This is a genomic window from Streptosporangium sp. NPDC002721 (genome assembly GCF_042888905.1).
In the GTDB taxonomy this organism is placed as follows: Bacteria; Actinomycetota; Actinomycetes; order Streptosporangiales; family Streptosporangiaceae; genus Streptosporangium.
In genome coordinates this window covers 33,681-46,624 of the sequence record NZ_JBIAQI010000026.1, presented here as the reverse complement: position 1 = coordinate 46,624, position 12,944 = coordinate 33,681, and the positions used below count along the sequence as shown (strand labels likewise).

The following is a 12,944-nucleotide window of genomic DNA, read 5'->3' as shown; positions in this document are numbered from 1 at the left end:
TGGGCCGCGAGGGTCTCCGCGCGTTCGAGGGACGCCCGGACCCGCGCGGCCGGATCACGAATCCGGCGCACGGAAGGACCCGCGCGGCCGAGCCGGGGAGCCGGGAGCCCGCACGGGAGATCGGGTCGAGCGGCGGGCGAGGCCGGGCGTTGGACAGGGCAAGGCCGGGCGGTGGGCGAGATCGGGCGGACGGGCGGGCGGCGGGGTCAGTCGTCCAGGTCGTCGGCGACGGCGCGGAGCACGGCGGCGATCTTCTTCGCGTGCGCGGCCTCGGGCTGCTTGCCCCGCTGGTACGACGTGGAGACCGTGTCGAGCAACTTGATCAGGTCCTCCACGATGACGACCATCTCGTCGGGCTTCTTGCGCTTGCCCTTGGGCTTGGCGGTCTTGGCGAGGGTGGGGGGCTGGTCGATCACTCGGACCGAGAGCGCCTGCTGGCCGCGGCGCCCCTCGGCCACGCCGAATTCGACCTTCTGGCCCGGCTTGAGGGAATCCACGCCGGAGGGCAGCGCGGAAGAATGCACGAAGACCTCACCGCCGTCGTCGCGGGTGAGGAAGCCGAATCCCTTGTCGGCGTCGTACCACTTGACCTTGCCACTCGGCACAGGGGTGACCTCGTTCAGACTGTCGTGAAAAGGAATGGATGTAGGTTATGCCCAGCGGGCGCCGAGGGCGACCGTGTATTGGGACCCGAATTACACGAGAGCGGCGGGGGTTCGCCAGCCGTCAAACCATTCGACGAACTCAGTCAGATCGCCCAGGATCACATCGGCTCCGTGATCACGCAGTTCTCCCGCCGGATAGACACCCGTCGCCACCGCCACGCTCACGACTCCCCCCGCTCGCGCCGCGTCGATGTCAGCGACATGATCTCCAACATATGCGGCGGCGCCGAAAGCCGCGAGGGCCGGACCCTTCGCCTCCCCGAAAACCGACCCGGCGACCTCGTCCACCTCAAGCCCGAGGAACTCGACCGTGCTCGCCGCGTCGCGGGCGTTCTTCCCCGTCACGACGGCGACCCTGCCCCCCGCCCGCCGTACGGCCTCGACGGCCTCGCGCGCGCCGGGCATGAGGGTGGTGACCGGGATGGCGATCGACGGGTACAGCTCCCGATAGACGTCGGCGGCCGCGGGGACCTCCACGGCGGGCATCCAGTTGGCCAGTTCCCACTCCAGCGGCGGCCCCAGCCTCGCCAGCACGGCGGCGCTGTCGATGTGGACGCCGGTGCGCAGCGCCACCTCGTCGTAAACGGCGGCGATGCCCGCGCGCGTGTCGGCGAGCGTCAGATCGAGATCGAATCCCACGGAGTTCATCGGGTCACTCACCACTTCCTTGTCCGCTTCGCGAAGAGGTTCTCCGAGAAGCCCTCAAAGAATGCCAAATCACCCTAAACATGGCTAATCCTAAGCGTTGTAGGTGAGACGCCTCACTGCGGAAGCCTTCGCGAAAGGATTTTCCTTATCCGGAAGGCGAGCGGACGACCTGCCTTCATGCGCCTGACTTCGTGAGCCCGCCTTCATGGACCCGACTTCGCGGGCCGGTCCCCGTGAGACCGTGTCCATCCGAGGTCCGCTCGATTCGTTCGCCACGGGCGGGGATCGGCGCGGCGCGTGTGGTGCGGTGTGGTGCGACCCGGCCCGGGCGGCACTGGATAAGGTCACGGAGGAGGTATCGGCAGAGAATGACCAGATCGACGCGCGAGCGGATCATCGACGAGGCGCTACGCCTGTTCGCCGAACGGGGCTACGCCGCGACCTCGGTGGCCGAGATCGAGGCCGCCTCCGGGCTGTCTCCCGGCGCCGGTGGCCTCTACCGGCACTTCAAGTCCAAGTACGAGGTGCTGGCCGCGGCGATGAACGAGCACGCCGCCAGGACCCGGGCGCAGATCACCGAGACCCTGACCGAGCTCAGCGTCGTCGACACCTCGACCGGCGTCGAGGAACGGCTGACCCAGCTGTGCGGGCTGGGGCTGGCCAAGGTCTGCGAGGAGAGGGAGCTGACGCGCGTCTTCTTCAGCGACCTCGGCCAGTTCCCCGAGCTGGTCGCGACCGTGCGCGAGGGCCTGCTGCAACCCATGTTCGACGCGATCACCATGTGGTTCCGCACCCAGCCCGAATACGCCGGGGCCTCCGCCGACTGGTCCGCCATCGGTGCCGTGCTCGGCGGGGCGGTGATCAACTACCAGCTGTTCGAGGAGACCGTGGGCGAGCCTCCCGGCCGCGTGGAGCGCGACCGCTTCGTCGCCTCCTGGGTGCGCCTCGCCCTCGGCCTGCTGCCCCGGCCGACGGCCCAGGCCCTCGGCTGACGGTCCAAGCCTTCGGCTGACGGTCCAGGCCCTCGGCCGACGGCCCAGAAGCTCTGTTGACGGTCCAGGCCCTCGGCCGACGGAACCCGGCCCTCGGTTGACGGACCCGGCGGCCGACTGACGGCCTCGGCGGCCGGTGAGCCACCGGGAGCGCCCTCGCCCCCGGGGACCGGGAAGGCCCCCCGGCATCACAGGGGTCCGCCACCCCACCGGGGCCCGGCCCTTCGGGCGTCACCCGGGCCTGCGGACTCCCCTTCCCACCGGGACCGGGGGGTTGAGCAGGCGGTAGGCCAGCCAGAAGACGGCCCACGCCGTACCGAGCATGAACATGAGCCCGCTGATGGTGAAGAACTCGTCGATCACCGTGCCGAGGTCGTTCCTGGCCCTCACGAGGGCGACCAGCCCGCCGCCGAGGGAGTAGCTCACGATCGGGGCGGCCAGCCCGAGCGCCTTGTCGGAGGTGTGCCAGTTCTCGCAGGCGATCACGACGAGCACCGCGACGGCCCAGACCAGCACCGGGATCGCGAAGATCGCGATCGGGGCGAGCGGGAAGGGGATCAGCAGGCCGGCCAGGGCGAGCAGGCTCAGGCCGATCATCTCGCGCCGGTGGCCCAGCAGGATCGTGCGAGCGTCCTGGGTGCCGGGGACGACGTCCTCCCTCGACCGGACCGGGCGTCGCCGGCGCAGCCAGTCGGGCCGGGCTCGCGCCTTCTTCCTGGCCAGCCGCTCCTCGGCCTCCCGCATCCCCCTGGCCACACCGGGCGGAAGCCCCGGACGCCCCTCCGCGCCTCCCGGTCTCCCACTCGGCGCCTCCGGACGCCCTCCCTCCGGACGCCCTCCCTCCGGACGCCCTCCCTCCGGACGCCCTCCCTCCGGCGCGTCCTCACGCTTCTCCCGCGGTTCCTCCGCTTCTCCGGGCTGTCGCGCCTCACGGGGCTGCTCCGCCGTCTCCCGCGGCGCCACCGGCGGCGGGAGGGGGTCCTGTACGGGCGGGATCTCCTCGGTCGGCGGATCGCTCTCCACCGCGTCCTCCCACTCGTCCGCGGCGTCTGTCTCGCTCCCCGGGCGACTGCTACCGGCTGGAACGTCGGGCTCGTCCTCCTCCGGGGCGGCCGATGACGGGCGCGAGCGGGCCGAGAAGATCAGCTCCGCCCACCTGGACGCGCGCGAGGCCGAGACATCCGGAGCGTCCGGCTCCGGGCGCTCCGGTCCGGGACGGTCCGGCTCCGGCTCCGGTCCCGGCTCCGATCCGGGACGGTCCGGCTCCGGCTCCGGTCCCGGCTCCGATCCGGGACGGTCCGGCTCCGGCTCCGATCCGGGACGGTCCGGCGCGGGACGGCCCCGCGCCGGTTCTCCGGCATCCGGGCGAGCACCCGTCGAGGCGTACGGATGCCCCCGGACAGAGCGGCGGAAAGGCGGAAGGCCGGAACCCCCCGGCGCCGCCTCCCGGGCGGCCGACGGGTCACGTCCGGCCGTCTCCGCCTCGTCCGATGAGGGCTGGGGCGAGGAAGAAGGCGTGGCCGGGGATCGCGGCCCCTCCGGCGCGTGGCCGGAGCCGTCCAAGCCGGGGCCCGCGTCTCGCGACATGGAATCGGGATCCATAGGACCGGCCTCCGCGTAAGTGGAATCGAGATCCTCGGGAACGGCCTTCCTGGAAGCGAAACCGGGACCCTCGGGGACGGACCCCTTAAAGGTGGAGTCTCGGTCCTCGGGGACGGGCCTCCCGGAGGCGGGATCGCGGTCCTCTGGGACGGACCCCCCCTGAAGGTGGTCGCGGTCCTCGGGAACGGGACCTTCCGGGGTGGGGGCGGCGAGCGGCACGGCGGCCGACCGGTGACCGGCGGAGGTGACGGTGGGATCCACGGCGCGGCCGGAGACGCGATCGGCGGAGCTGTCGGAAACACGACCGGCGGAGCGGTCAGAAGGACGGCCGGAGACGCGGCCGGAGACACGACCGGCGAAGCTGTCGGAGGAGCTGTCGGCGCGGTCGTGAGCCCTGGCGGCGGTCTCCCCCCGGGGCCTGGGAACCGTACCGGAGTCCTCACGCGAGCGCCGGGAGCCCCGAGAACCCTCGCCACCCCCGGCACCCCCGCCACCCCCGCCACCCCCGCCACCCCGAGAGCCCTGAGCCCCCCGAAGGCCCAGAAAACCTTGAAAGCCTCGAAAGCCCCGAGAACTTCCGGACTCCTGAGACTCATCCTCGAAAACCCGTGGCTCCGGACGTCCAGGTGGGTCCTCGGGAGACGGGGAGGGCGCCTCCCTCCCCAGGCGGCGTAACTCGCGGCGGACCAGCGCGGCCGGGTCACCGAACCGGGCCAGGACCCTCGCCACGACGACGGGGTCGTCCGCCCCGGCCCGCTCGGCGTCGATCCGCCTGCGCAGCACCGCGACGAAGTCGATCCGCTGCCTCGGCGGCAGCACGCCGTGGGCCGCGTCGGCCGCCTTGCTGACGTAGTCAAGGACGAGCTGGTCCGCACGCTCGATCACACTGGCCATCCTCTCTCGACATCGTCCCGCTCGTGAGCTTCTTCCCCCATTCACCGTCCATCACGTGATCGATTCGCTCTCTTCGCGGGATCCCGGAATTCCCCCAGGCCGCGCGATGTCGGTCAAGCCTCCTACCATTGGCGGAATGAGCACGGAGTTCACCGAGTGGCTGCGCGGCCGAAGCGACGACCGGTTGCGGGCTCTCGTCTCCGTGCGACCCGAGCTCATCACCCCCGTCCCCGCCCACCTGGAGGGGCTCGCCGGGCGGGCGAGCAGCCCGTCGGCGGTGGGCAGGGCGCTCGACCGGCTCGACCGGTTCGCGCTCGCGGTCGTGGAGACGCTGGCCGTGCTGCCCGGCCCGATCTCCTACCGGTCGCTGCGCGCCCAGATGGCCCTGGCCCTTCCCGGACCGGCGGATCCGGCGTTCCAGAGCGCCCTGAAGGAGACGGTCGAGCGGCTGCGCACCATGGCCCTGGTCTACGGGCCCGACCGCGCTCTGGCCCCGGCACCCGGGGTGCGGGAGGTGCTTGACGCTCCCGCGGGGCTCGGCCCGCCCGCCGCGGAGGCGTTCAGGCACCACCCCGCCGAGCGGCTGGCCGAGCTGGTCCAGGACGTCACGGGCGACACGGACGACACGGAAGGCTCCGGGGGCGCCACCAAGGAGACGCTCGCCGCGCTGCTCTGCGACGGGGAAATCGTCGGACGGCTGGTCGAGGAGGTCTCGCCGCAGGCGCGGTCCGCGCTGAACGAGCTAGCCTGGGGCCCGTCCAGCGGCCGGGTGCCCAACGCCCGCCGTGAGGTGCGGGCCGCCACCGCGCAGTCGCCGATCGAGCAGCTCCTCTCCCGGGCCCTGCTCGCCGCCACCGGCGAGGAGACCGTGGTGCTGCCCCGCGAGGTCGCCCTCTTCCTGCGTGGCGGGCGCGTTCACCGCGACCTGTCCCCCTTCCCGCCCCTCGCCGAGGGCACCGAGCGCGACCGGAGGCTCGCCGACCGCACGGCCGCCGGGCAGGCGTTCACGTTCACCCGCGCGGTGGAGGAGCTGTGCGAGCGCTGGAGCGCCGAGCCGCCCGGCGTGCTCCGCAGCGGCGGCCTGGCCGTGCGCGACCTCAAGCGGACCGCGGGCCTGCTCGACGTGCCCGAGTGGGTGACCGGGCTGATCATCGAGGTGTCGTACGCCGCGGGGCTGATCGCGGCCAGCGGCACCGTCGACGGCGACTGGATGCCCACCCCCGTCTACGACGGCTGGCGGGTGAAGTCCACCGAGGACCGCTGGGTGCTGCTGGCCACGGCCTGGCTCGCCATGGACCGGGTGCCGGGGGTCATCGGCGAGCGCGACGAGCGCGACCGGCTGCTCAACGCCCTGCATCCCGACCTGCGGCGCCCGGCCGCCGCCGAGGTCCGCGCCACGACCCTGGGCGTGCTCGCCTCGACGCCGGGAGTGGCGCCGACCCCCGACGCGGTACGCGAGCGCCTGGCCTGGGAGCAGCCCCGGCGCCGCGGCGGTCACCGCGACCAGCTGGTGGAGTTCACGTTGCGCGAGGCCGAGCAGATCGGCGTCACCGGGCTCGGGGCGCTCGCGGCCCACGGTCGCGCCCTGCTCCCCGACCCCGGCGGCTCCGGCGGCTCCGCGACCCCGGCCGGCGCGGTTGGTGCCGGCCGTCCGCTGTCGGCCGCCCACCTGCTGCTCCCGCTGCTGCCCGAGCCGCTCGACCACGTCCTCCTGCAGGCCGACCTGACCGCGGTCGCCCCCGGCCCGCTCACCGGCGACCTGAGGCGGTGGCTGGCGGTGGCCGCCGAGGTGGAGTCGACCGGCGGCGCGACGGTCTACCGCTTCGACGAGCGGTCGATCCGGCGGGCGCTGGACGCCGGGCAGGGCGCCGACGAGCTGCTGGCCATGCTGGAGCGCCACTCGACCACGCCCGTGCCGCAGCCGCTCAGCTACCTGGTCACCGACGTGGCCAGGCGCCACGGCCGGATGCGCGTCGGCACGGCGAGCGCGTACGTGCGGTGCGACGACCCCTCCCTGCTCGACGAGGTGATGGCCGACAAGCGGGCGATCCCGCTGCGGCTGCGGCGGCTCGCCCCCACGGTGATCGCCTCCAAGTCCTCCCGTCCGGCACTGGTCGACTCGCTGCGCGCGATGGGTTACGCCCCGGCGGCGGAGTCGCTCGACGGCGACGTGATCGTCACCCAGCTCGACGTCCGCCGGACCGAGGGCACCCCCGCGGGTCGTTCCCCGGTCACGTTCGGCGGCCACGAGGCCGACGTGGTGGCGGCCGCCGTGCGCGCCGTGCGGGCGGGCGACGCCGCGCACCAGGCTCGCCGCGCCCCGGTGGCCGCCCCCGGCGGCCAGGTGCCGCGTTCCCCCGCCACCGCCACGATCACCGCCCTTCGCGAGGCCATCCGGCAGGGGTCGCAGGTCTGGATCGGCTATCTCGACTCCCAGGGCAACGCCACCAGCCGGATCCTCGAACCCGCCCGGATGGAGGGCGGCTATCTCACCGCCTACGACGAGACGCGGGCGGCCGTGCACCGCTTCGCCCTGCACCGCATCACCGGCATAGCCGACATCGCGTGAGACTTCCCTCACCGGCCTTACCGGTTCCGCATCGGACCGGGAAGCCCACCCGGCCCCGGTGTGCCGGGCGGAGGCACGAGGTAGTCTCGGTTCCGGAACGGGTCCGCCGCGAGCCCGGCCGACGGTCCGGCGGCGGCCCGCCGTCCGCAGCGTCGTTCACCAGGACGCTCGCCGAGGCGCGAGGGTCCTCCTCCTGGTCTCCTCCGGGCGCCGTCCGCCCGGGTGCGACCGAGTCCGTTCACCCCTGGCGCACGGCTCACGACTCATATCGTGATGACAGTTACGTTCTGAGCTCCACAGAAGCGAGAGATCCCCAGTGAGCAGCGGTCACTCCGAAGGCCCCAGCACCAACCCGGACGACTGGAAGAGCCCCTACGCCACGGGCCCCGGCCAGACCCCGGGTCACGACCGGCAGCCGTACGGCTACGAGCAGCCCCAGCAGGGTCACCAGCCCGGCTACGCCCAGCCCGACTACGGCCAGACCCAGCCCCAGGGCCATGGCCAGACCCAGGGCTACGGTCAATCCCAGACCTACGGGCAGCCCCAGGACTACGGCAAGACCCCCGGCTACGCCGACCAGCCCTACGGGCAGGGGTACGGGCAAGGGTACGGCCAGGGTTACGGGGCGCCGCCGTCCCGCGAGGTCGAGGGCGTCAGGACGCACGCGATCGTCGCCCTGGTCATCAGCCTCGTGCTCGCGCTGAGCTGCTTCGTGAGCCTCGGCGGGCTCATCGGCACCGTCCTGTCGGGCCTCGCGCTGAGCAGGGTCGACAACGACCCGCGCGGCGCCCGGAACCTGCTCAGATGGACCTGGATCAGCGTCACCGCCAACGTCGTGCTGCTCGTCCTGGGCGTGACCTTCTTCATCGTCGCCGGCCTCAACGGCGCCTTCGGCCCCAGCTGAACCGTACGCGCGAGGAGTGATCACACGGTAGAAGGGCGGGCGCGGGAGATCGGGCGGGCCGGACGGGACTGCCCGGGCGCTCCCGTCCGTTGCATACAGGGAGCGCGGGACGACCCTCCGGGCGTCCACGGGTGCGACCATGTGCTGATCCGCCGTACCCTGCGGTGACCAGCGGTGACCAAGGGAGAAGTCTGTGACTGACGGACCATTGATCGTCCAATCGGACAAGACCCTGCTTCTTGAGGTCGATCACGAGAGAGCCGGGGAGTGCCGCAAGGCGATCGCCCCGTTCGCGGAGCTGGAGCGCGCCCCCGAGCACGTGCACACCTACCGGATCACCCCCCTGGCGCTGTGGAACGCGCGGGCCGCCGGGCACGACGCCGAGCAGGTGATCGACGCGCTGATCGCCCACAGCCGCTATCCCGTGCCGCACGCGCTGCTGGTCGACGTCGCCGAGACGATGTCGCGCTACGGCAGGCTCCGCCTGGAGAAGCACCCCGTCCACGGGCTCGTCCTGACCAGCACCGACAAGGCCGTGCTGGAGGAGGTGCTGCGCGCCAAGAAGATCCAGCCGCTGCTGGGCGAGCGCCTGGGCGACGACGGCGTGGCGGTGCACCCGAGCGAGCGCGGCAACATCAAGCAGCACCTGCTCAAGCTGGGCTGGCCCGCCGAGGACCTGGCCGGATACGTCGACGGCGAGCACCACCCGATCACGCTCACCGAGGACGGCTGGGAGCTGCGCGCCTACCAGCGGGAGGCCGCCGAGGCGTTCTGGCACGGCGGCTCCGGCGTGGTCGTGCTCCCCTGCGGGGCGGGCAAGACGATCGTGGGCGCGGCGGCGATGGCGCACGCCAGGGCGACGACGCTGATCCTGGTGACCAACACGGTCTCCGCGCACCAGTGGAAGCAGGAGCTGCTCAAGCGGACCTCGCTGACCGAGGACGAGATCGGCGAGTACACCGGCACCAAGAAGGAGATCCGGCCCGTCACCATCGCCACGTACCAGGTGATGACCACCCGCAGGCAGGGCGTCTACCGGCACCTGGAGCTGTTCGACGCGCGCGACTGGGGCCTGGTCGTCTACGACGAGGTGCACCTGCTGCCCGCGCCGATCTTCCGGATGACCGCCGACCTGCAGGCCAGGCGGCGGGTGGGCCTGACCGCGACGCTCGTGCGCGAGGACGGCAGGGAGGGCGACGTGTTCTCCCTGATCGGCCCCAAGCGGTACGACGCGCCGTGGAAGGAGATGGAGAACCAGGGCTGGATCGCCCCCGCCGACTGCGTCGAGGTGCGGGTGACGCTGACCGACGAGGAGCGGCTGGCCTACGCGATGGCCGAGTCCGAGGAGCGCTACCGCTTCTGCGCGACCACGCCGTCCAAGACGCGGGTGACCGAGGCGCTGGTCCGCCGCCACCTGGACGAGCAGGTGCTGGTCATCGGGCAGTACATCGACCAGCTCGACGAGCTCGGCGAGCACCTGAACGCGCCGGTGATCAAGGGGGAGACGAAGGTCAAGGAGCGCGAGCGGCTCTTCCAGGCGTTCCGCGACAAGGAGATCCAGGTCCTGGTGGTCTCCAAGGTCGCCAACTTCTCCATCGACCTGCCGGAGGCGGCGGTGGCCATCCAGGTGTCGGGCACCTTCGGGTCCCGGCAGGAGGAGGCACAGCGGCTGGGCCGGGTGCTGCGGCCGAAGGCCGACGGGGGCGGGGCCCGGTTCTACTCGGTGGTGAGCCGTGACACGGTGGACCAGGACTTCGCCGCGCATCGGCAGCGGTTCCTGGCCGAGCAGGGGTACGCGTACCAGATCATCGACGCGGACGACGTGCTCGCCGGAGATTGACCCCACCTGGCGAACACGTCGTCATTTTGTGTCAGGTCCACGAAATCCCGCGGGCTTTCGACAAACAAACCACCCCCTCGCTAGGCCTGGCGGCCAATGGCGACATACCCCCATGATCTGAGGGAGTCACCATGTTTGCCTCGCTTTTTCGCTATTTCTGCGGAGAATGACGGAGAGTGGCAGAGTGACTACCGAACGCCCGGAGTGACTGCTGGATGGGCGGGGTGCTTACCGTGCAATCAGGGTGAAAACTGAGCAATCCAAACGAGTGTCAAGCAATCCAAGTGACCGCCGAACAATCATGGTCACCACCGAACAATCGTAGTGACCGCCGAATGATCAGGGTGACTATCGGACAATCAGGCCGCCCGCGAAGAGAATGCCTCCCGCGATCACCCAGGCGGCCACCGCGGCGGTCATCAGGGCGGTGAAACGGCTCCCGACGCCGCCCGGCCCTCGTGACAGCAGGGCCGCCGCCGTGCAGCAGGCAGCGACCGCCGCGAACAGGGACGACAGCCTGACCACCCCGCCCAGCCTGTCGACGCAACCGGGGTCGGAGCAGAAGGCCTCGACCCCCCAGCCCGCGAACACCGACAGCCCCCAGAGCGCGCCCAGCAGAAGGCTGGCCACGACCGGTATGACAGGGGAGATCCGCACGACCGTTGGGATACCCGCGGGCGCCGTCCCCCAGTCCGGCGTTAATCCTTTTGAGACGCGAGAGGGTCGCCGCTAAGCTGGTCGATTCGCTGCCCGATGACCACACCACCTCCGTTTATCGAATGGGAGGCGCTTCAGCGTGCCCGCACATCAATTGGCCCCCGACATAACCGACGACCCCGCCCTCATCCTCGCCGCCGAGCGCGAGCATCTGGCCGTCTCCAGGGCGGCGCTCCGCGCGATGCGCGAGCACGCCCGCTCCCTCTCCTCCGACGCCGCCGGAGACTGGGTCTCCCAGCAGATCCTGCAGGCGCTGCTGGACCAGCGCGTCGAGGCGCTCGCCGACCACTCCGGCACGCCCCTGTTCTTCGGCCGCCTCGACCGCGAGGAGGGGGACGACCTCCCCGGCACGGTATACGTCGGGCGCAGGCACGTCCACGACGACACCAGCCGCCCCCTGGTCATCGACTGGCGCGCCCCGGTCTCGCGGGCCTTCTACCAGGCCAGCCCGTCCGACCCGATGCGCGTCGCCCTGCGCCGCAGGTTCGGCTACCAGGGCGGCGACCTGACCGCCTACGAGGACGAGCGGCTCGACCAGGGCGGCGCCGCCCTCACCCAGAGCAGAATCCTCACCGAGGAGATCGAGCGCCCGCGCTCGGGGCCGATGCGCGACATCGTCGCGACGATCCAGCCCGACCAGGACGAGATCGTCCGCTCCGACCTGGGGCAGACCGTGTGCGTCCAGGGCGCCCCCGGCACCGGGAAGACCGCCGTCGGCCTGCACCGGGCGGCCTACCTGCTCTTCACCCACCGCGAGCGGCTCGCCCGCTCGGGCGTGATGATCGTCGGCCCGAACCGGGCGTTCCTCTCCTACATCTCCTCCGTGCTCCCCGCCCTGGGCGAGGTCAAGGTCGACCAGACCACGGCCGCCGGGATCCTCGGCGACCACTCCGCCCCCGAGGACCCCGCCGTCAGCACGATCAAGGGCGACGCGAGGATCGTCCCCGTGCTCCGGCGCGCCCTGTGGGCGCACGTCGTCAAGCCCACCGAGGGCGTGCTGTTCACCAAGGGGATCAACCGCTACCGGGTGGCCGACCACGAGGTCCGCGAGATCGTCGCCGCGCTGCGCGGCACCACCCGCTACGGCCCCGGGCGCGCCACGCTCGCCCAGCGCCTCGCCCACCTGGTGCTCGTCCGGATGGAGCAGCGCGGCGAGTCGCCCGACGACCGGGTGCAGGACGCGGTGGCCAGGTCCAAGCCGGTCAGGCAGCTCGTGGACCAGGTCTGGCCCAAGCTGACCCCGCAGCAGGTGCTCTACCGGTTGTTCGGCGATCCCGCCTTCCTCGCCGCCGCCGCGAAGGACGACCTCACGGCCGAGGAGCAGGCACTGCTGCTGTGGGCGAAGCCCGCCAAGTCCTTCCGCTCGGCGAAGTGGTCGGCGGCCGACGGCGCGCTGATGGACGAGCTCGCCGACATGATCGAGCGGACCGTCCCGCTGGGCCACCTGGTCGTGGACGAGGCCCAGGACCTGTCGGCGATGCAGCTGCGGGCCCTGGGGCGGCGCTGCCGCACCGGCTCGGCCACCGTGCTGGGCGACCTCGCGCAGGGCACCACGCCCTGGTCGGCCCGCTCCTGGACGGAGGTCCTCACCCATCTCGGCTTCGAGGACGGCGCGGTCACCGAGCTCACCCTCGGCTTCCGGGTGCCGCGCGAGGTCCTCGACTACGCGGCCAGGCTGCTGCCCTCCGTCGCCCCGGACCTGGCCGCGCCCCGGTCGCTGCGGCCCGGCGCGGGCTCGCTGTCGGTGCGCCCGGCGCCCGACCTGGCCGTCGCGCTGGCCGGGGCCGCCGAGGAGGCGCTCGCCCGCGAGGGGTCGATCGGCGTCATCGTCCCCGACGCCTCGGTGGGCGCCGTCTCCGAGGCCCTCGCCCACCTGGAGCACCGGGTGTTGAGCCCCGACACGGTCGAGGACCACCGCCTGCTGGTCATCCCGGCCTCCCTGGCCAAGGGCCTGGAGTACGACCACGTCATCGTGGCCGAACCCGCCGACATCGTCGAGGCGGAACCTCGCGGCCTGGCCCGCCTCTACGTGGTGCTGACCCGCGCGGTCACCTCACTGACCGTCCTGCACACCCGGCCGCTGCCCGCGCAGCTCGGCTAGCCCCGGGCCCAC

9 protein-coding genes are annotated in these 12,944 nt (G+C 72.2%); 5 read left to right on the top strand and 4 right to left on the bottom strand.

All coding sequences use genetic code 11. The features are described 5' to 3' along the window. Nucleotides 1–206 precede the first annotated feature (206 nt). The gene (locus tag ACFYWM_RS32590) at nucleotides 207–605 is read right to left on the bottom strand and encodes a cold-shock protein (RefSeq protein ID WP_344744291.1); all 399 of its coding nucleotides are present in this window, start codon (nucleotides 603–605) and stop codon (nucleotides 207–209) included. Between the two features lie 90 nt (nucleotides 606–695). Beyond that, nucleotides 696–1,325, bottom strand: coding sequence for an HAD family hydrolase (locus tag ACFYWM_RS32585; protein ID WP_389921619.1), 630 nt, complete (start codon nucleotides 1,323–1,325; stop codon nucleotides 696–698). A gap of 356 nt (nucleotides 1,326–1,681) precedes the next feature. Between ACFYWM_RS32585 and ACFYWM_RS32580 the strand changes: the two genes are divergently transcribed. Beyond that, entirely contained in the window at nucleotides 1,682–2,305 is a 624-nt protein-coding gene (locus ACFYWM_RS32580) for a TetR/AcrR family transcriptional regulator (RefSeq protein ID WP_389921616.1), read from the top strand. Between the two features lie 231 nt (nucleotides 2,306–2,536). Here the strand turns inward: ACFYWM_RS32580 and ACFYWM_RS32575 are convergent, their stop codons facing one another. Further along, the gene (locus ACFYWM_RS32575) at nucleotides 2,537–3,049 is read right to left on the bottom strand and encodes a hypothetical protein (RefSeq protein ID WP_389921614.1); all 513 of its coding nucleotides are present in this window, start codon (nucleotides 3,047–3,049) and stop codon (nucleotides 2,537–2,539) included. Nucleotides 3,050–4,937: 1,888 nt separating this feature from the next. Between ACFYWM_RS32575 and ACFYWM_RS32570 the strand changes: the two genes are divergently transcribed. The 3 genes from ACFYWM_RS32570 to ACFYWM_RS32560 all read left to right on the top strand — a co-directional run bounded on the left by ACFYWM_RS32570 (nucleotide 4,938) and on the right by ACFYWM_RS32560 (nucleotide 10,114). Next, nucleotides 4,938–7,370 carry a helicase-associated domain-containing protein gene (locus ACFYWM_RS32570; protein ID WP_389921610.1) on the top strand — a complete coding sequence of 811 codons (2,433 nt, stop codon included), beginning with the start codon at nucleotides 4,938–4,940 and terminating at the stop codon, nucleotides 7,368–7,370. Nucleotides 7,371–7,686: 316 nt separating this feature from the next. Continuing rightward, nucleotides 7,687–8,274, top strand: a complete 588-nt coding sequence (locus ACFYWM_RS32565; RefSeq protein ID WP_389921607.1) for a hypothetical protein — start codon at nucleotides 7,687–7,689, stop codon at nucleotides 8,272–8,274. A gap of 193 nt (nucleotides 8,275–8,467) precedes the next feature. Continuing rightward, the gene (locus ACFYWM_RS32560) at nucleotides 8,468–10,114 is read left to right on the top strand and encodes a DNA repair helicase XPB (protein WP_389921605.1); all 1,647 of its coding nucleotides are present in this window, start codon (nucleotides 8,468–8,470) and stop codon (nucleotides 10,112–10,114) included. A 348-nt stretch (nucleotides 10,115–10,462) separates the two neighbouring features. On the opposite strand, the gene ACFYWM_RS32555 is transcribed toward ACFYWM_RS32560, so the two are convergent. Beyond that, nucleotides 10,463–10,744, bottom strand: coding sequence for a hypothetical protein (locus tag ACFYWM_RS32555; protein WP_389921602.1), 282 nt, complete (start codon nucleotides 10,742–10,744; stop codon nucleotides 10,463–10,465). A gap of 166 nt (nucleotides 10,745–10,910) precedes the next feature. Between ACFYWM_RS32555 and ACFYWM_RS32550 the strand changes: the two genes are divergently transcribed. Continuing rightward, nucleotides 10,911–12,932, top strand: coding sequence for a HelD family protein (locus tag ACFYWM_RS32550; RefSeq protein WP_389921599.1), 2,022 nt, complete (start codon nucleotides 10,911–10,913; stop codon nucleotides 12,930–12,932). Nucleotides 12,933–12,944: the final 12 nt, after the last annotated feature.